Below are 18,614 nucleotides of genomic sequence, written 5' to 3' on the forward strand. Positions count from 1 at the left end.
AGCCGGAAGTCAACCGTTCGCGCGGCCGCTACCGACGACCGATTGCATCACGCCGCACAGCCTTCGGCTGCCCGCGAAACAGCCACTCCCCGCTGAGGTTTCGTGCTCAGCGGAAGCCGTCAGCCGTTCGCGCGGCGCTTACCGCCGAAGCGCGTTGCGGCGACGAGGTCTTCGCGCGCGCGTGCCACTCGAGAACGCACCGTCCCCACCGGACACCCGCACACCGCCGCCGCCTCGGCGTACGACAACCCGAGCACCTGCGTCAGCACCAATGCCTCGCGCCGCTCCACGGACAAGTCCTCGAGCAACAGTTTGAGCTCGACAATGTCGGCGAGCCCATCGTGCCGACCCATCTGACGGTCGGCCGCAGCCACCCAATCGACACCCTGCGCGATGCTCGGCCGGGCCACAGCCATCCGCACCTGATCGACGACGACGCGACGCGCGATGGACAGCAACCAAGTTCGGGCGCTGGAACGACCCTCGAAGCGCTTGATGCTGCCCAGCGCGCGCAGATACGTCTCCTGCGTCAGATCATCGGCACGCGACAGCTCGGTGAGATGCGCCAGCAACCGCCAGACATCCTTCTGGGTGGCCCGGATAAAAGCTTCCAGAGCTTGTCGATCCCCACGCGCCGCCGCTAGTGCCAGCTGAGTCGTCTCGTCATCCTCGGCGGGCGTCGGCATGGGGTCGACAATAACCCCTGTGCGACCGCGGGAACTTTGTGGTGCCGGCAGACGACAACTGGACGTGGAGTGCAAGGTATGCCGGACCGCGCTGTCGGCCCGGATCGATGGCGAACGCGAAACCGTGCCCGCGGTACGCGTCGACGAACACCTGGAACAGTGCGCGGAGTGCTGTTGCTGGTACGCGGCCGCCGTGGAAACCTCGCGCCTGCTGCGCGGCGGTTCGGCGTACGCACCCGACCTCACCGGCGCCATTTTTGCCGCCGCCGACCTGGAGCGACCACGTACATCACGGTGGCAGACTTCACTTTCCGGGGTCGGCTTATCCGAGTCGACCAGGCTGCTGCTCGGCCTGCTCGGTGTCGCGCAGTGCGCGCTGGCGATCGGTCAGTTCGCCGGATTCGACTTCGGTATGACCCACCACCACGGCGCCGAAATGACCAGGCACCTGATGAACGAGTCGACGGCATGGAGCCTGGCGATCGGCATCGGATTCATCTACTGCGCACTGCGGCCCTACGCCACCTCCGGTGTGCTCCCGGTGCTCGGCGTGCTGGTGACAGTGCTTACGGCCTTTGTCATCGGTGATCTGCGTTCGGGTGTCGTGCCGGTTTCCCGGGTGCTCTCGCACGGCATTCTGGTCGCCGCGCTGGTGCTGGTCGTGGTGGTGCATCGCACTCGACGACCGGAAACCTCACCGCCGGCCCGGACCAGCAATCCCGTGCGCACCGAACTCGTCCTGCCGCCCGGCGCGCGATTCGGCCGCCGCACCCGCCATCTCCGCTCGACCCAAGATCCTGCCGCCTGAGACCGAACGGAATCGAATGAACACAGCATTGCGCAGCGATTCGATGAGGGGTGGCGATCGGGCGGCGGGTGGGTCCGATCTCGCCACCCGTCCCGAGGCTGCGACCACCCGCATTTCGCTCGCGGTATCCGGAATGACCTGTGCCGCCTGCGCGAATCGAGTGGAGCGCAAACTCAACAAAATCGACGACGTACTCGCTTCGGTGAACTACGCGACCGGCGTCGCCACCATCGATGCTGCCGAGGATATTTCGGCCGATCAGCTCTGCGCCGAGGTGGTCGCGGCCGGCTATGGCGCTGAGCCGATCACCGATAGCACCGGACCCATATCGTCCGCCCCCGAGGAAGCGGCGGTCCGGGATCTGTTCCGCCGCTTGGTCCTCGCGCTACTGCTGTTCTTCCCTCTCGCCGATCTGTCGGTGATGTTCGCAATGGTCCCGGCCACCAGGATCACCGGCTGGCAGATCATCCTGACCGTGCTGGCGCTGCCCGTTGTGGTGTGGGCGGCCGCGCCATTCCATCGAAAGGCCTTGGCGGGCGCGAAGAATTTCACCGCGAGCATGGACACCCTGGTATCCGTCGGCGTGACGACCGCGACGCTGTGGTCGCTGGACACCATGTTCCTGCACGCGGACCGGACCGACATCCCGGACGGCGTTTGGGACGCGTTCTGGTCCGGCGATTCGATCTATCTCGAAGCCGCCGCGGGCGTCACTACATTCGTACTCGCCGGACGGTATTTCGAGGCCAAGGCCAAGCGTTCGGCGGGCAGTGCATTGCGGGCGCTCGCCGCGCTCGGCGCCCGCGAGGTCACGGTGCTGACTCGCGGCAATCGCGAAATGCGGGTCCCCATCGGCGAACTCGTCGAGGGACAGCGATTCGTGGTGCGTCCCGGTGAGACCATCGCCACCGACGGCCTCGTGGTTTCCGGCGAGTCGAGCGTGGATGCCAGCGCCATGACCGGCGAATCCATTCCGGTCGAAGTGACCGAGGGGATGGCGGTGATCGGCGGCACCACCGCACTCACCGGTCGGCTGATCGTGGAGGCGGCCGCGGTGGGCAGGGATACGAAGCTCTCCGGCATGATCCGATTGGTCGAGCAGGCGCAGACCGGGAAGGCGCGCATGCAACGGGTGGCCGACCGGGTCTCTTCGGTCTTCGTGCCGTTCGTCTTCGCCGTGGCGGCAGGCACTTTCGCAACCTGGTGGCTGCTCGGTTCCGGTGTGGACCGGGCCGCCTCGCCCGCCCTTGCGGTGCTCGTGATCGCGTGTCCGTGCGCGCTGGGGCTGGCGATTCCGACGGCGCTGATGGTGGCCTCCGGGCGCGGTGCGCAACTGGGCATCTTCATCAAGGGACATCAGGCGCTCGAGGCCACTCGCGATGTGGACACGGTGGTGCTGGACAAGACCGGCACTGTCACCAATGGCGTGATGAGCGTCGTCGGGGTGACCGTGACGGATTCGGTGACCGAGGACGAGGTATTGCGATTGGCGGGGGCGGTAGAGGCGGCCTCTGAACACGCCGTCGCCGCAGCCATCACCCGGCACGCGAATGCGGTGCTCGACGAACTGCCGGAGGTCGAATCCTTCACAGCGCTACCGGGTTTGGGTGCGCGCGGTCTGGTGGCCGGTCGCGAGGTAGTGGTCGGCCGCCTGCGCCTGCTGAACGATCGCGGTATCGATGTGCCGCAGACACTGAGTCGTGCTGTGCGCCGAGAGGAACGCGCGGGACGCACCGTGGTGCTCGTGGTGATCGACGGGGCGGCCCGCGCGGTGATCGCGGTCGCCGATACCGTGAAGGACACCGCCGCCGATGCCATCGCCCGGCTGCACGCACTCGGTCTGCGCGTCATGATGTTCACCGGTGACAATGCCTACGCCGCGCAGTCGGTCGCGGATGAGATCGGCATCGATGAGGTTGTCGCCGAACTGCTTCCGGAGGGCAAGGTCGAATTGATCGCCCGCATGCGGGAGCAGGGGCGCCGGATCGTCATGGTCGGCGACGGCATCAATGACGGCGCCGCGCTGGCCACCGCCGACCTCGGGATGGCCATCGGGGCGGGTACCGATGTCGCGATCGCGGCCGCCGATGTCATTTTGGTCCGCGACGATCTCGCGGCCGTTGCCGATGCCATCGGACTCGCGCACGCCACCCTGCGCACCATCAAGGGAAATCTGGTGTGGGCCTTCGGTTATAACGTGGTCGCCATCCCGGTGGCCGTGCTCGGCCTGCTGAATCCGTTGATCGCCGGGGCGGCCATGGCGTTCTCGTCGTTCTTCGTCGTCTCGAACAGCCTGCGGCTGCGGCGGGTTCGGTTCGCGCGCTGAATCAGCGACGCGACTGCGCCAACTTCTCCAACATGGCGTTGTAGGCGGCGAGTTCGGAGTCTCCGTACTCGTCGTCCTTGCGATCGGTGCGCACCGCGGTGCGGCGATCCTGGGCCACCCACTGCGTCAGCAGCGCACCGACCACGAGCAGGATCGGGATTTCGCCGGAGACCCAGGCAATTCCACCGCCGACCCGCTGATCAGCCATCAGATCCATATGCCAGGGCAACTGGAGTTGTTCGTAGAAGCGCGCGCCGATGATGGTATTCATCGACATCACCGCGACGCCGAAGAAGGCGTGAAAAGGCATGATGGCGAACAACATACCGAGCCGACCCAGATGCGGCAGGCGGCGCGGACCCGGGTCGATGCCGATGATGGCCCAGTAGAACAGATAGCCGATGATCAGGAAGTGCACGTTCATCAGGACGTGCCCCCAGTGGTAGCGGATCAGGTTCTGGAACAGCGGCGTGAAGTACAGGCCGTAGAGCGAGAGCACGAATGCCGTGATCGCGGTGCCGGGGTGGGCCAGCACGGCGGTCGGGCGGGAATGCAGAATCCACAGAACCCATTCGCGCACACCGGGAACCGCGTCCTTGGGTGCGGCGGGGACGGTGCGCAGCAGCAGGGTCACCGGCGCACCGAGCACCAGCAGCACCGGTACGAACATATTGAGCGCCATATGCGTGATCATGTGCATGCTGAACATGGCGTAGCCGTAGGTGCCGATGCCCGACGATGTCGAAATCAGCAGGGCCGCACAGCCGCTCGTCCACGACAGCGTGCGCCATGGCGACCAGGCGTCGCCGCGCTGCCGCAGCCGCAGCACCCCGGTGGCGTACCACGCGATACCGGCGAGAGCGGCGGTACCGAGGACGATATCGAAGCGCCACATGGTCATCAGCCGCCAGAGGTCGGCCTGCCCCGGCAGATCGAAACCGAGGAACACCTCCTGCGCGGTGAACGAGCGATCGGCGAAGGCCGGAGCCGGTTGGACGGCCATCGACACCAGGGCGGCCGTCGCCACTACGGACAGCGCGCCGGTACCTGAGATCAAGGCACTCGAATCATGTTCGGCGGCAATCCTTCTCAGCATGATCGCGATGACGACAGCCGACCCGACGACCACCAGGGCGAGCCGACCGTAGCCGGTGCTGAACAGCGCCGACCACGGCAGCAGGATGGCACCGAGCACCAACCCGCTGAGCGTTGCCGCGGCGACACACAACGACCCGATGAGCACGTATCGCCGAACCGCGGTCGCTACCTGGAAACCGTTCCGCCGCACCTGCGCCGCCACACACCACGCCAGCCCCGGCAGCACCGAGACCGCCAGTTGGAAGATGATCATCGCGCCGGTGCCGAAGTCGTGGTTCGGCCCCTCCCCCGCATTGCCGACCATTGCGGGCGGTAGCACCGCGATCAGCGCCAGCACGGTCGGCACCACTAGCCCGGTCCACGCCAACGTCAGCCGCGTCACCAGCGCGACGACGCCGGCCAGCACCGCGACCACGATCCAGGCCTTCGGCTTCTCGCTCGCATCGATCAGCACGCCGATCGCACCCCGCTCGAGCGCGGAACTCATCGACAACCCGGCTACATTCGCCGCACTCACCGGGATCAGGACCAGCGCCGAGACGAGCCACATCAGACTCGCCCGCTCCGCCACCCGGACCCCGGCATACCCGTCCACGTCGACCCGACCGTGCGCGGTGACAACGGTGCAGCAGAGTGCGTAAATCAACGCGCCGAGGGTGAGCGCGCCCGCCAGCGCGGCGACCACCCGCAGCGCGACATAAAGCAGGACATCCAGGAACCCGGGATAGGCGATACCCGCCGACCGGTAGGGCATATCACCGGCCGCGAGCACCGAAAGCAGCACGAGCGCACCGGCGACGAGCACCGCGATCAGCCAGAAGAGGCGGTCGGGCGAGCGCTTGACCTGCACGTATTCCACCAATCCTCGATACCGGAGATCCGCGACGGGCAATGGATGCGCCAGCCCTCGCACACAGGTCGGTCGCGGCCCGATGCTAGTTCCCGGGCCGCGACCGATGCGGCGCACCTCACATGGTGCGCGTTTGTGGCGTTCGAAGCGACGCCGGATTTTGTGTGCGCGGGGAGCCGAGCGCAACCGGAATATGCTGGTAGCCACGCAAATTCGCCAATCCACGGTGCGGCGCGTCACCCACGATCCGAAGATCCGGGAACCGCTCGTACAAAGTCCGCAGGGCGATCGCGCCCTCCATCCGGGCCAGGCTGGCGCCGAGACAGGCGTGCACACCGCTGCTGAACGACAGGTGGTCTTTGGCATTCGGGCGGTCGATATCGAAGGTGTTCGGATCCGCGAATACCGCCGGATCCCGATTGGCGGAGCCGAGCAGCAGCGAGATCATCTCCCCCTCGGCGATCCGCATGCCCACGATCTCGGTGTCGCACAGGGCCGTTCGACTCGTCATCTGCACCGGACTGTCGAAGCGCAGCATCTCCTCGATCGCACCGGGCCAGCGTTCCGGATCGGCACGCAGCAGTTCGAGCTGGTCCGGATGCTGATGCAGCAGCATCGCCCCATTGCCGATCAGATTGACGGTCGTCTCGAAACCGGCGCCCGCGACAAGCGTTGCGGTGGACATGAGTTCGGGCGCGCTCAGCTGACCGCCGATGGCGAGATCACTCAAAATATTGTCACCCGGATCGGTGCGCAGCCGCTCGATATGCCCGACCAGGAAGTCCTGACCGCTCCGCAGCGCGGCCACCGCTCGACGGAACACCGACCACGAAACCCCGATATCCAGCAGCGGTGCGCCTGCGTGCCCGACCTCGAGCATGAAGTCGCGTTTCTCGGCCGGCACGCCCAGGATTTCGGTAATGATCGCGATCGGCAGCCGGACGGCGAAATCCCCGATCAGATCGGCCCGATCACGTCCGGCCAGACCGTCGAGCAGTTCGTCGGTCACCTCGACGATCCGGTCGTGCAGCCGGTCGACCGCGCGCGGGGTGAAGGCCTGCGCGACGGTTTTGCGGTATCTGGTGTGCTCCGGCGGGTCGACCACCAGCATGGACGGCGGTTCGACCGGACTGGCCAGTTTCAGATCGCTGGCCCGCATCAGCGCACGCATCGGTCGTGGCAGTTGCAGGCTCTCGGGCGGTGTCGCACCGAATTTCTTGTCGCGCAGGATATTCCGGCAGATCTCGTGATCGGCGCTGGCCCAGGTGAACGGGGTGCGCACTATGCGCCCTCGAGCACGGATCCGGTCGCCGTAGGGATATGGATTCTCCCTCGCCCGCGGGTCCGAGAGCAGCACGCCCAGCGGATCACCGCGCCGCGCCTGCAGCCGAAGGAACAGTCCCGGCGTGCCGTGCAGCATCGCCCATCGCATCAAGCTCTTCATCGCGCTTCAACGTCCCCGATCGGCCGCGTCCCCAATTGACGTATTTTCACGCTACGGCGCGCGTGACCGGCGCACATCCCACCGTGGTCGCAGCCGGACTCATACCGTGGCAGCAGACATGACGGCGGCAATGGGGCAAAGCGCGCATGTCGGAGATCGAAAAGGCGCATAATTCGGACAAGGCTGCTCAGCGATCGGAAGGTGGCGACGGCCCGTGAGTACCACTACTCAACTCGAGGTAGTTCGGCCCTATCCGCAGCGGGTCGGGCCGAAGGGCTCCTATTTCTGGAAAATGATCACGACCACCGATCCGAAGGTGCTCGGGGTCATGTATCTGACCACCGCGATGACCTTCTTCTTCATCGGTGGTCTCATCGCGCTGCTGATGCGCGGCGAGCTGGCACGCCCAGGTATGCAGTTCCTGTCGACCGAGCAGTTCAACCAGCTGTTCACCATGCACGGCACGATCATGCTGCTGTTCTATGCGACGCCGATCCTGTTCGGCTTCGCCAACTGCGTACTGCCGCTGCAGATCGGTGCGCCGGATGTTGCGTTCCCCCGACTCAATGCCCTCAGTTACTGGCTGTACCTGTTCGGCGCGACCATCGCCACGGCGGGCTTCGTCACGCCCGGCGGCGCCGCCGACTTCGGCTGGACCGGCTACACGCCGCTGAGCACCATCGAGCACGCGCCAACAGCGGGCGCGGATCTGTGGATCATGGGCTTGGCGATCTCGGGTCTGGGCACCATTCTCGGCGGCGTCAATATGATCACCACGGTGATCTGCCTGCGCTGTCCGGGCATGACCATGTTCCGGATGCCGATCTTCACCTGGAATATCCTGGTCACCAGCATCCTGATCCTGCTCGCCTTCCCGATTCTGACCGCCGCGCTGATGGCGCTGGCCTTCGACCGTCACCTCGGCGGGCATATCTACGATCCGGCCACCGGCGGCGTCCTGCTGTGGCAGCACCTGTTCTGGTTCTTCGGCCATCCCGAGGTGTATATCGTCGCGCTGCCGTTCTTCGGGATCGTCACCGAGATCTTCCCGGTCTTCAGCCGCAAGCCGCTGTTCGGTTACACCACACTGGTTTACGCGACGCTGTCCATCGGCGCGCTGTCGATCGCGGTGTGGGCGCACCACATGTACGCCACCGGCGCCGTGCTGCTGCCGTACTTCTCGTTCATGACCTTCCTGATCGCCGTCCCGACCGGTGTGAAGTTCTTCAACTGGATCGGCACCATGTGGCGCGGCCAGCTGACCTTCGAGACGCCGATGCTGTTCTCGGTCGGCTTCCTGGTGACGTTCCTGTTCGGTGGTCTGTCCGGTGTCATCCTTGCCAGCCCGCCGCTGGACTTCCACGTCACCGACTCGTACTTCGTCGTCGCGCACTTCCATTACGTGCTCTTCGGCACCATCGTGTTCGCTACGTTCGCGGGCATCTATTTCTGGTTCCCGAAGATGACCGGCCGACTGCTCGATGAGCGCCTCGGCAAGTGGCACTTCTGGACCACACTCGTCGGCTTCCACCTGACCTTCCTGGTGCAGCACTGGCTGGGCGCCGAAGGCATGCCGCGCCGCTACGCCGACTATCTGCCCGGCGACGGATTCACCGCGCTCAATACGGTTTCCACCATCGGCGCATTCGTCCTCGGTGCGTCGATGCTGCCGTTCATCTGGAACGTGTTCAAGAGCTACCGCTACGGCGAAGTGGTCACCGTCGATGATCCGTGGGGTTACGGCAACTCGCTGGAGTGGGCCACCACCTGCCCGCCGCCGCGACACAACTTCTACGAACTGCCCCGAATCCGTTCCGAGCGACCGGCATTCGAGCTGCACTATCCGCATATGGTCGACCGCATGCGCAGCGAATTGCACGTCGGCTGGGGCTCGGGCGCCAAACACGCCGCGGCGGTCGCGGAACAGCACACGGCGGAGGCTCCCGCGTCGGAGTCCTGACGCTGGTTACCGCGCGGCAGCTTCCTGTAGGTCAGCTGCCGACCGTCGCAGGTGAACAGCGGCGGCGGCGAATAATGCGAGCGTGAGCCAGATGTATCCGTTGTGGACGAGTGTCGTGAGGTGGCTTCCCACGGGATAGTCGTAAATGCTGCTCATCGTCGGGTCGAAGAAGGCGATCACACCACCCGATGCGACCGCCGCTGCGATGAGCAGGCCGATCGACGCGACCACACCGCGCCTGCGCAGGGCGAGATCAGCCAGATAGACCAGCAGCGGTGCGAGCCAGACCCAGTGATGGGCCCAGCTGTACGGAGACACCGCGGTGGTGGTGAGTCCGACCAGTACCACCGCGGGCAGTTCGTTTCCGGTCAGCGACAGCCGCCGTGCCAGGTACAGGCAGGCCGCCGCGATGGCGAAAGCACCTGCCAGCCAGAGCAATTGGTGCACACCCTCGACGCCGATGGTCCGCGCGAGCAGGCCGCGCAGCGATTCGTTGCGTGGATTCTCCGGCACACCGACGCGCTTGGGGTCGGCGAATGCGCCGCTCCAGAAGGTCAGCGAATCCTTGGGCATGGCCGCGAGACCGATCAGAACGGTCGCCACGAACGCACCGATGGCCGTCCCAGCGGCCCGATACCTGCGGGTGACCAGCAGATAGACCACGAAGAAGGCGGGGGTGAGTTTGATGCCCGCCGCAATCCCGGTCAGCACGCCCTTCCAGCGCGACGTATCCGGCAGTGCCATATCGGCGATGACCAGCAACAGCAGGAAGATATTGATCTGACCGAAGGCCATGGTCTCGCGCACCGGCTCGCACCACATCAGCAGTCCGGCGATCGGCACGCCCAGCAGCACCAGCCGCAGGTCGCGCCGATAGCCGAGCATCGACAGTGCCGCCCACACCGACGCCGTCAGCATGGCGAAGTTGCCGAACGCACCGACATAGGTGAAGACATCACCGTGCAGATTGACCAGCGGCACGAACAGCAGCGCGGCGAACGGTGTGTAGACGAACTCCCATACGCCGCGGGTATGGCCCAGCAGGGGCGTGTCGTAGATGGAGGCGCCGTCGACCACCCGGTGCCCGGCGATCTGATAGACGCCCAGATCCATCAGATGCATCATCACCTGCATCGTTTCGCGCACCTGGTGGATGTAGTACACACCGGCGACCATCCCGAGGACCGAGATCACCCAGAACGCGGTTGTGGGGATGGTGCGGCGTTCGGGCTCGGTCGGCGCCGCGGTCGGCGCCGCCGCATTCTCGATCGTCGATACAGGCACGCTCATCTCCCAGCAATCGGGGTCCGGACTCGCCGCCCCACGGTAGTGGCACTCCGCGTGCGGCGCACACCGCTCAGTAACACCGGTACTGTCCTCGGATGACTGCTGGCGGCTCATCGCGGATGTACGACGGACGGCCCGTCGCCGACCGCCGTGCGCAGCGGCGAGAGCAGTTTCTGGCCGCCGCGGTCGCGGTATTCGGGGAGAGCGGCTACCAGAACAGTTCGATTACCGCGCTGTGCCGGGCGGCCGGACTGGCGCGCAGCCAGTTCTATGAGCATTTCGAGAACCGCGAGGATCTGTTGATCGCGGTGTACGACCGGATCCAGACCGAGGCCAGGCAGGCGGTCACCGCCGCGACGGATGCGGCGGCGGCATCGGGTGATGCGGTCGGTCTGGCGCAGGCGGCGGTGCGGGCCTATGCGGAGTCGATCGGTCGTGACCCGCGCGTGGCCCGGATCGCGCATGTGGAGGTCGTCGGGGTCGGTGAGCGGGTCGAGCAGCGCAGGATGGAGCAGCGAGCGCTGTGGATGGACTTCTTCGCGGACCAGATGCGGCGAGCGCTCGGACCCGATTTCGTGCCACCCGGTGGGTTCCACACCGCCGTGACCGGATATTTCGGCGCACTGCTCGCGCTGGTACACCAGTGGAGCACCGATGACGCGCAGACCGACCTCGCCGGGATCACCGAGGTACTGACCCGATTCCTGATCAGCCTGATGACACCGTGATTCAGCGCCTCGACCGGATATTCTCGCGCACCGCCGCGATATTCGGATAGCCGTTGACCGCCATCAGCAGATCGGCCTCCGCCAGGATCATCCGCAGCACGTGCACCAGACCCGAAACCCCGCCCAGCGCAAGGCCGTACACGTACGGGCGGCCGATGCCGACCATCGTCGCGCCCAGGCCGAGCGCCTTGATCACATCGCTGCCCGACCGCACACCGGAATCGAACAGCACCGGCACCCGGTCGGCGACGGCATCGACCACCCCGGGCAGCGTCTCCAGCGAGCTGAGACCGCCATTGGCTTGGCGCCCACCGTGATTCGAGCAGAAGATGCCGTCAACGCCCGCATCGATCGCGCGGCGCGCGTCATCGGGATGGGAGATGCCCTTGAGGACGATCGGCAGTTCGGTCAGCGATCGAAGCCACTCGAGATCGTCCCAGGTGAGCGAATTTCCGAAGGTCTGCACCCAGTGCAGCACGATGGACTGCGGATCGTCCGAGCCGACCATCTTCTGGAAGACGGGGTCGGAGGTGTAGTTCTTCAGCACGTGCCCGCGCAGCTGCGGGAAGTTCCCGATCGACAGATCACGCGGCCGCCAGCCCGGAACCCAGCTGTCCAAGGTGACCGCGATGCCGCGATATCCGGCGGCCTCGGCCCGGCTCACCAGACTCGCGGCCAGGTCTCGATTCTTCGGCGTGTACAGCTGGAAGAAGCTCGGCGTCGCACCAGCGTGGCCGATGACCTCCTCCAGCGGATCCTCCATGAGCGTCGAGAAGACCGCGGGCACACCGGATTTCGACGCCGCTTCAGCAACAGCGATATCGCCGTGCTTATCGCCGACCAAGCCGATCACGCCGACCGGGGACATGAAGATCGGGCTGGGGAAGGTGAGTCCCCAGGCGTGCACCGACAGGTCGCGCTGCGTCGCACCGACGAGCATCCGCGGGACCACACCCCAGTCCTCGAAGGCCTCGACGTTGCGCCGCTGGGTCAGCTCGTCACCGGCTCCGCCCGCGATATAGGAGTACAGCGTTGCGGGCAGCGCGGCCGAGGCCTTCGCCTCGAGCGTCGCGAAGTCCATCGGGAACTCCGGGGCATGCCCGCCGAGGGCCGCGAAGTAGATCTCGTTCTGATAGTCCGCGAACGCCACTGTTCTGCCCTTCGGTAGGGTCGATCGGAGGGGTAGCCTCCGCTTGCCGGAATATTAGACGCTAATGTCCATGATCAACCGCGAAACATTCGACCACGGCACGGCGAAGGGGTCTGTGCTATGTGTGTCACAGTGCCGGGGTGTTCGAACCGTATGACCTGCGCATCGAGGTCCGATGGCCGTACCTGCTGTAGCGCGAGTAACCGCTGGAGCGACGGGTAATCCGGGAGCAGCTGACAGATTGTGAGAACCGCGCCGTGAATCTCGACTACCTCGATAGACCTGGTGACCACGACCTTCTGGTGGCTAATCAGATCAAGAGCCCGCCACTACGCCGCCTGGTGCAGCTGACGCTCGGACTGTCCACCGAGTCCATGGACCTGCTCACGGCACTCACCGACCGATTACGAACCGCGGAGGGCGCGCTGGCCGACCCGGCAACCACCGGTGAGTTCTAGAACTAGCCTCGCGAGCCGTGATCACAGTGGGCAGAGGCATCCGCACTCGGCGCCGACTTCACCATCGCCGACCTCCAGCACGCCACAGCCAGCGCCAGCGCGGCAGCTCCGCGATCACCGTGAGCACCGCCAGCACACCGACCAAGACGGCGAGCCACACCGGCCAGGCAACCCAGGCGGCGATGACCGCCGCGACCAGTTGCAGCACTATCAGCGCGATGGTGCCCCACCCTGGTACAGCGACGAGCACCTGTTTCTTGTCACCGGGCGTGGCGAACACGGTGGGCAGCCCAATCAGGACAACAACTGAAAGCACAGCTAGCACAACCGAATGCCCGGCCAACGCCCAAGGCGTCGCGATCCAGGCGATGAGCTCGGTCGCAAAACGCAGTACCGACGCAATCCGGCCCTGACCCGTGAGATTCGGACACGGACGCCAGCGTGCCATGCACTGTGTCCCGATGCTTGGTGAAGCCCCGGGCCGAAGGGGATGGTCCGGGGCTTCACTGGAGATTATCGCTCGAATTGGTCGCCGGGTTAACCGCGCGCAACGGTGTGTCATGCCAGTCGAGCCGGAAGCCTTTGGCGCGAGTGGTTGGCCCTGCTAGTGGCCGTGCGGAGGGACGAGCCCGTGCTTGTGTGCATACACGACTGCATGAATGCGGTCGCGCACACCGAGTTTCGCCAGCACCCGGGATACGTGTGTCTTGACCGTCTCTTCGCCGACACCGAGCGCCCCGGCGATCTCGGCATTGCTGCGCGCGTCTGCCAGGAGCAGCAACACTTCTCGTTCCCGGGCGGTGAGTTGTTCCACCGCGGGTGGGGTGTCGGGCGGGGCGAGCGTGCCCGCGAACCGCGATATCAACCGTCGGGTCATCGACGGATCGATCAGCGCGTCACCACGGGCCGCGATCCGGATGGCGGCGACCAATTCCTCGGGCGGGAGGCTTTTCAGTAGGAACCCGCTGGCGCCGGACTGCAGTGCGCGATAGAGGTTGGCATCGCTGTCGTAGGTGGTGAGCACGAGTACGCGGGTGCCGCCCGCCGCGACAATGGCCGCGGTGGCAGCGAGCCCGTCCAGCTTCGGCATACGCACATCCAGAATCGCGACGTCCGGGCGTAGCCGCGCGGTTTCGGTGATGGCGCTGCGGCCGTCGCCGACCTCGGCGACGCATTCGAGATCGGTCTGACTGTCGACGACCGCGCGCAGTCCGGAGCGGAACATGCTGTGGTCGTCGGCGATCAATACGCGGACCGGTGCGTTCACGAACCTCCGATCGGCAGGGAAACCCTGGTGTGCCAATGGTTTTGCGCGCCGTCCGGACCGAATCGCAGGTCGCCGCCGAATAATTCGGCACGTTGGCGAATACCGCTGAGTCCACGGTGCTCCGCTGTATCGCCCAATGCGGCCGTGTCGGCGAGCGGATTGATCGACTCCAGCACCACCCGGTTCGGCTGATAGTCCACGATCAGCTGTGCGTGCGCGCCGTCGCCATGGCGCAGCGCATTGGTCAGCATCTCCTGCACGATGCGATACAGCGTCAGGTTCAGCGAATCCGGCAGCTGGACGGCCGCACCGCGCACGGTGAATTCAACGGCCAGACCGGCCGCGCGCACCCGCTCCAGCAGATCCTCGATATCAGCGAGTCCGGGCTGCCGCTGGCCGTCCTCCTCGCGTCCGTGTAGCAGATCGAGCTGGCGGCGCAGGTCGACCATGGCCGCGCGGCTACTCGACTCCACCGCGGTCAGCGATCGAGTGGCGGCGGCATTACCGGTGTCGGCCATGGCGATTCGGGCCGCACCGGCGTGGATGCCGATGGCGCTGACGTGATGGGAGATCACATCGTGCAGATCCCTGGCAATGGCAGCGCGTTCCTCGGCGACGGCGCGGGCGAGTGCGGTCCGCTGCTCCTGTTCGCGCAATTTGGCCTGCTGCTCGAGATCGGCGATGTACGCGCCCCGTGCTGCCGTATACCGGCCGACCAGCCACGGCACCGCGCCGACCGATACCGTCGAGGCCAGCAGCAGCCGCCAATCGTGCGAGGTATTGCTGCTGATCAGCAGATGTGCGCTCGCAAAGCCCGCGGACATTGTGCTGACGGTCAGCACCGATTTCGGACCGACCATCCAGGCGCCCGCCCGATATCCCGCCACCAGGAATCCGACATCGGCGAAGCGTGCGGCGAAGCCGTGCCGGTGCAGCATCAGGGCCTCGGCGAGTCGCAGCGCCACCTGGATCAAGGCCACGGCACCGGCGGTACGCGGCGGCGCGGCCAGTGCGAGATCGGCCGCGACGATGGCGATCAGCACCGCGGTGGCCTGCCACGGGGCCACCGAGAAAATGCCGTTCAACGTCAACATCGCGGCATCGACCGCCGCGGCCACCCCCGCGACCACCAGCGATTGGCGGGCCAGCGATCTGCTCACATCCAACAGTTCGCACCACCTTCGCACAGTCCGGGTCGAGCCGTCCGCGGGCGATCCTACCCAGCGCTCGCCCGTATTCCTCGGACCGAACTCTGCCCGGGCGCCAGGCGCGGCACATCCCCCGCCCGGGGGATCGCGAATCCCTCGTCAGCGCGATGTTTGCCCAGGCCAGCGCCCGTAACGTGGCGGTGAAGCAGCAGAGCGGAGGAGCCATCGTGATCGGTGCGCAGCTATTCATCTACGCCATACCGGCGTTCGCCGTACTCATGTTCGTGGAGTGGATCGACTATCGCCGCGACCCGGATCGCCCGGCCAACGGCCACTCCGGACGCGATATGGCCTCCAATATCACCACCTACCTGCTCGGCCGATTCCTGAAGCCGGTGCTGCAGTATCTGATTCCGTTCTCGGCGGTGGTGGTCGCGGCCGCGATCACTCCGCTGCACCTGTCGCCGACCACATGGTGGGTGTGGGTGCTCGGGCTGGTGGTCACCGACTTCTGCTATTACTGGGCCCACCGCGCCGACCATCGGATGCGGCTGCTGTGGACCGCGCACAGCGTCCACCACTCCAGTCAGTACTTCAATCTGTCCACCGCCATCCGCCTGCCGTGGGTGCATCCGGCGGCCACCATCGTGCGCGGATTCGCCTGGGTACCAGCGGCTTTGATCGGCCTGCCCGCGTGGATGATCTTCCTGCTGCAGACCATCGGGCTGCTCTATCAGTTCCCGATCCACACCCAGCGCATCCGGACCCTGCCGCGCCCGATCGAGTTCCTGTTCAACACTCCGGCTCACCACCGCATCCACCACGGTTCGAATCAGCCGTATATCGATAAGAACTACGGCGGCGTCTTCATCATCTGGGACCGGCTCTTCGGCAGCTTCGCCGCGGAGAGCGAACCCATCCGCTACGGCCTCACCAAGAACATCGGCACCGATAATCCACTGAAGGTGAACTATCACGAGCTCGGTGCGCTGATCAGCGATGTGCGCCATGCGAATACGTGGCGCGGGCGGCTCGGCTACATCTTCGGCCCGCCCGGTTGGGCCGAAGCGGCGCGGGCCGACGACGTGCGTGTCATCCCCGCCGATTCAACCCGTGAGGGATCGATCGCCGCATAGCGAGAACCTCGATGTGCGCTGCGTCGCGCTCGACTGCACGCCTATGGATCTCGACCACGGCGGCACGGTCCGATCAGGTTCGGCGGTGCGGGGCCCGGCCGCGGGCGTCGTACGCCTGCCGAGCCTGTTCGACCTTGTCCAGGTTGACCGACCATTCGGCGAGTGCGGCAAACAGCGGTGCGAGACTGCGTCCCAACTCGGTGATCTCGTACTCCACCCGTGGTGGGACCTCAGGGTAATAGGTGCGCACGACAAGTCCATCACGTTCCAGTTGCCGTAGCCGCTGGGTCATCACCTTGGACGTGATCGTGGTGATGCGGCGTTCCAGTTCCACGAACCGCTGCCGCCCGAAAGTGTTGAGCGTCCACAGAATCGGCGTGGTCCACCGACTGAAGACGACATCGACCACCGGAGCGATCGGGCAAGCCCGCTCCGGAGCCACTTCTGCTGTGATGTCGATCACTGCACCCGTCACTTTCCTCTAGGTACCTACTGTCCTTTCGAAAGTACCGTTCCCGAGGTCCACACAAGAGACCTCGATACAGGAGACGAACATGATTGTGGTGACGGGCGCGACAGGGAATGTCGGACGGCCACTCGTACAAGCCCTCATCGACGCAGGCGAGCAAGTGACAGCCGTCTCACGAAGGGGGACCGCCGCGTCTGCCGGCGTTCGGTCCCTCCGGGCCGACTTGGCCGAGCCGGAGAGCCTCGAGCCCGCCCTCCACGGTGCGAAAGCTCTGTTCCTGCTGACCTCCCCCGACTTTATGGCGAACGGCAATCTCGGTGATGTCATGAACGTCGTTGTGGCGTCCAGCGTTCGACGGGTCGTATTGCTGTCGTCTCACGGTGTCGGCACACAACGCCACTCCGCGCATCTGGAGGACGCCGTAAAAGAGTCGGAGCTGGAATGGATCATGTTGCGCCCGGGCAACTTCGACTCCAACGCGCTCCAATGGGCCGACTCGGTCCGCAGACAAAGAGTGGTCGCAGCTCCGTTCGGCGACGTCGCGGTGCCGAGCATCGACCCTGCCGATATCGCCGAAGTCGCCGCCGTCGCGCTGCTCGAACCAGGCCATGCGGGCGGGATCTATACGTTGACCGGACCGGAACCGACCTCGCCCCGAGGGCAGGCCGCAGCGATCGGGAACGCCTTGGGCGAGCCGGTCCGGTTCGTCGAGCAGAGCCGCGCGCAGGCACGCGCCCAAATGTTGGGGTACATGCCAGAACCGGTTGTCGAGGCCACCCTCGACGCTCTGGGCACGCCGTTGGCCTCCGAGCAGCGCGTCAGTCCCGATGTGGAGCGTCTGCTCGGCCGCCCGCCCCGCTCCTTCGCCGAATGGGCGGCAAGCAACATCTCGGCTTTCGGCTAGATCGAGTGAATGAATATGCGGATGGCGGTGATTCGTCGACTGTCGGGGGCGAAGTCGATGAAGGCGACGCCCTGGGCCGATTCCAGTCGGACGCTGGCACTCACGGTTCGGCCTGCAGCGATCAGCTTGTCCCACTGCATATTCCGAGCCCGATTGGTGAACTCCTCCAGCGAAATCCTGGTCCCGGCCGGAAGTTCGATGATCGCGCGTTCGCTGAGCAGGCGACGAACCCGCGAGATATCCGTGGCCGCCGCGGCCGAGAGCACCTGGGCCGCAGCGTGTTTGCCCGATCGGCCGATACCGCGCATTGCCTGCATCATGCCGAGCATGCCGTCGAATCCTTGATTCGCGATCAGCTGCGGGCCCAATTTCAGTGCCGCGCCGAGTCCGGGCAGTCCGGTGCGCAGTAACTGCACGATCATCGCGGCCAGCTCCCAATGAGCGGCCAGCCGGGTGATTTTCCAGACGCCGTCTTCCTCGACGAGGTCGTAGCGCAGGTGCATGGGCACCGCTACGGTGGCGCCGGTCGACATGGTGGTGCGGATCAGCAGGTCGCGGACCACGGTGGACAGGCCGACGAAGTCGTGGTCGACCCGGAAGGCAATGGTGTTGGGGCCGATGAAAGTGTCGTAGAACCGTTCGATCGCCGCGCGGCCGATATGCGGGCGGGAACCGACCGGATCATTGACGGTGGCATCGGCGGTGAACAGGTCGACCCAGGCCGCCTTGTCGTGTGCCGCCACCGCACGCGGTGACGCCTGGACGGCCGCGATCAGGTCCTTGGCTGTGGAATCCAGCGGCATGACAATTCCTCCTAGCTACTGCGTCACATGGTAGAACATGTTCTAATTTCGGCGCCGGGGGTTCGGTAAGAAGTGCTCGGCGCCCTGCCCGA

17 protein-coding genes are annotated in these 18,614 nt (G+C 65.7%); 7 read left to right on the forward strand and 10 right to left on the reverse strand.

Annotated elements, in window-relative coordinates; all coding sequences use genetic code 11:
* Positions 1-119: 119 nt before the first annotated feature.
* Positions 120-686, reverse strand: a complete 567-nt coding sequence (sigC, locus tag OIE68_RS23645) for an RNA polymerase sigma factor SigC (protein ID WP_327101520.1) — start codon at positions 684-686, stop codon at positions 120-122.
* Positions 687-750: 64 nt separating this feature from the next.
* Between sigC and OIE68_RS23650 the strand changes: the two genes are divergently transcribed.
* Both OIE68_RS23650 and OIE68_RS23655 read left to right on the forward strand, forming a co-directional pair.
* A complete protein-coding gene (locus OIE68_RS23650) occupies positions 751-1,494 on the forward strand; it encodes a zf-HC2 domain-containing protein (RefSeq protein WP_327101521.1) in 744 nt (247 codons plus the stop codon).
* Between the two features lie 16 nt (positions 1,495-1,510).
* Positions 1,511-3,820, forward strand: a complete 2,310-nt coding sequence (locus OIE68_RS23655) for a heavy metal translocating P-type ATPase (protein ID WP_327101522.1) — start codon at positions 1,511-1,513, stop codon at positions 3,818-3,820.
* 1 nt (position 3,821) lies between these two features.
* Here OIE68_RS23655 and OIE68_RS23660 read toward each other — a convergent pair whose 3' ends face one another.
* The gene (locus OIE68_RS23660; protein WP_327101523.1) at positions 3,822-5,777 is read right to left on the reverse strand and encodes a cytochrome c oxidase assembly protein; all 1,956 of its coding nucleotides are present in this window, start codon (positions 5,775-5,777) and stop codon (positions 3,822-3,824) included.
* A gap of 109 nt (positions 5,778-5,886) precedes the next feature.
* Positions 5,887-7,212, reverse strand: a complete 1,326-nt coding sequence (locus tag OIE68_RS23665) for a cytochrome P450 (protein WP_327101524.1) — start codon at positions 7,210-7,212, stop codon at positions 5,887-5,889.
* 214 nt (positions 7,213-7,426) lie between these two features.
* Between OIE68_RS23665 and ctaD the strand changes: the two genes are divergently transcribed.
* Entirely contained in the window at positions 7,427-9,172 is a 1,746-nt protein-coding gene (gene ctaD, locus OIE68_RS23670; RefSeq protein WP_327101525.1) for a cytochrome c oxidase subunit I, read from the forward strand.
* Positions 9,173-9,178: 6 nt separating this feature from the next.
* Here ctaD and OIE68_RS23675 read toward each other — a convergent pair whose 3' ends face one another.
* A complete protein-coding gene (locus OIE68_RS23675; RefSeq protein ID WP_419150740.1) occupies positions 9,179-10,462 on the reverse strand; it encodes a glycosyltransferase 87 family protein in 1,284 nt (427 codons plus the stop codon).
* A gap of 92 nt (positions 10,463-10,554) precedes the next feature.
* On the opposite strand from OIE68_RS23675, the gene OIE68_RS23680 reads away from it, so the two are divergent.
* The gene (locus OIE68_RS23680) at positions 10,555-11,187 is read left to right on the forward strand and encodes a TetR/AcrR family transcriptional regulator (protein WP_327101527.1); all 633 of its coding nucleotides are present in this window, start codon (positions 10,555-10,557) and stop codon (positions 11,185-11,187) included.
* Position 11,188: 1 nt separating this feature from the next.
* Here OIE68_RS23680 and OIE68_RS23685 read toward each other — a convergent pair whose 3' ends face one another.
* The gene (locus OIE68_RS23685) at positions 11,189-12,337 is read right to left on the reverse strand and encodes an alpha-hydroxy-acid oxidizing protein (protein ID WP_327101528.1); all 1,149 of its coding nucleotides are present in this window, start codon (positions 12,335-12,337) and stop codon (positions 11,189-11,191) included.
* A gap of 302 nt (positions 12,338-12,639) precedes the next feature.
* On the opposite strand from OIE68_RS23685, the gene OIE68_RS23690 reads away from it, so the two are divergent.
* Positions 12,640-12,795 carry a hypothetical protein gene (locus tag OIE68_RS23690; protein ID WP_327101529.1) on the forward strand — a complete coding sequence of 52 codons (156 nt, stop codon included), beginning with the start codon at positions 12,640-12,642 and terminating at the stop codon, positions 12,793-12,795.
* A gap of 58 nt (positions 12,796-12,853) precedes the next feature.
* On the opposite strand, the gene OIE68_RS23695 is transcribed toward OIE68_RS23690, so the two are convergent.
* The 3 genes from OIE68_RS23695 to OIE68_RS23705 all read right to left on the reverse strand — a co-directional run bounded on the left by OIE68_RS23695 (position 12,854) and on the right by OIE68_RS23705 (position 15,222).
* On the reverse strand, positions 12,854-13,075 hold the full coding sequence (locus OIE68_RS23695; protein WP_327101530.1) for a hypothetical protein: 222 nt from the start codon (positions 13,073-13,075) through the stop codon (positions 12,854-12,856).
* Positions 13,076-13,399: 324 nt separating this feature from the next.
* On the reverse strand, positions 13,400-14,062 hold the full coding sequence (locus OIE68_RS23700; protein WP_327101531.1) for a response regulator transcription factor: 663 nt from the start codon (positions 14,060-14,062) through the stop codon (positions 13,400-13,402).
* Positions 14,059-15,222, reverse strand: coding sequence for a sensor histidine kinase (locus OIE68_RS23705; RefSeq protein ID WP_327101769.1), 1,164 nt, complete (start codon positions 15,220-15,222; stop codon positions 14,059-14,061). Before OIE68_RS23705 ends, OIE68_RS23700 begins: the two co-directional genes overlap by 4 nt.
* Before the next feature lie 212 nt (positions 15,223-15,434).
* Here OIE68_RS23705 and OIE68_RS23710 point away from each other — a divergent pair, with 212 nt between their 5' ends.
* On the forward strand, positions 15,435-16,346 hold the full coding sequence (locus tag OIE68_RS23710) for a sterol desaturase family protein (protein ID WP_419150788.1): 912 nt from the start codon (positions 15,435-15,437) through the stop codon (positions 16,344-16,346).
* A gap of 73 nt (positions 16,347-16,419) precedes the next feature.
* On the opposite strand, the gene OIE68_RS23715 is transcribed toward OIE68_RS23710, so the two are convergent.
* Positions 16,420-16,821, reverse strand: coding sequence for a helix-turn-helix domain-containing protein (locus OIE68_RS23715; protein ID WP_327101533.1), 402 nt, complete (start codon positions 16,819-16,821; stop codon positions 16,420-16,422).
* Positions 16,822-16,900: 79 nt separating this feature from the next.
* Between OIE68_RS23715 and OIE68_RS23720 the strand changes: the two genes are divergently transcribed.
* A complete protein-coding gene (locus tag OIE68_RS23720) occupies positions 16,901-17,719 on the forward strand; it encodes an NAD(P)H-binding protein (protein WP_327101534.1) in 819 nt (272 codons plus the stop codon).
* On the opposite strand, the gene OIE68_RS23725 is transcribed toward OIE68_RS23720, so the two are convergent.
* On the reverse strand, positions 17,716-18,522 hold the full coding sequence (locus OIE68_RS23725; protein WP_327101535.1) for a nuclear transport factor 2 family protein: 807 nt from the start codon (positions 18,520-18,522) through the stop codon (positions 17,716-17,718). The genes OIE68_RS23720 and OIE68_RS23725 overlap by 4 nt on opposite strands.
* Positions 18,523-18,614 lie beyond the last annotated feature (92 nt).

It is taken from the genome of Nocardia vinacea, assembly GCF_035920345.1.
Taxonomy (GTDB): Bacteria; Actinomycetota; Actinomycetes; order Mycobacteriales; family Mycobacteriaceae; genus Nocardia; species Nocardia vinacea_A.

Bases quoted from the DNA above. Each gene is read 5' to 3' on its own strand.
- sigC (WP_327101520.1), bottom strand. From the start codon at position 686: ATGCCGACGCCCGCCGAGGATGACGAGACGACTCAGCTGGCACTAGCG.
- OIE68_RS23655 (WP_327101522.1), top strand. From the start codon at position 1,511: ATGAACACAGCATTGCGCAGCGATTCGATGAGGGGTGGCGATCGGGCG.
- OIE68_RS23665 (WP_327101524.1), bottom strand. From the start codon at position 7,212: ATGAAGAGCTTGATGCGATGGGCGATGCTGCACGGCACGCCGGGACTG.
- OIE68_RS23675 (WP_419150740.1), bottom strand. From the start codon at position 10,462: ATGAGCGTGCCTGTATCGACGATCGAGAATGCGGCGGCGCCGACCGCG.
- OIE68_RS23680 (WP_327101527.1), top strand. From the start codon at position 10,555: ATGACTGCTGGCGGCTCATCGCGGATGTACGACGGACGGCCCGTCGCC.
- OIE68_RS23720 (WP_327101534.1), top strand. From the start codon at position 16,901: ATGATTGTGGTGACGGGCGCGACAGGGAATGTCGGACGGCCACTCGTA.
- OIE68_RS23725 (WP_327101535.1), bottom strand. From the start codon at position 18,522: ATGCCGCTGGATTCCACAGCCAAGGACCTGATCGCGGCCGTCCAGGCG.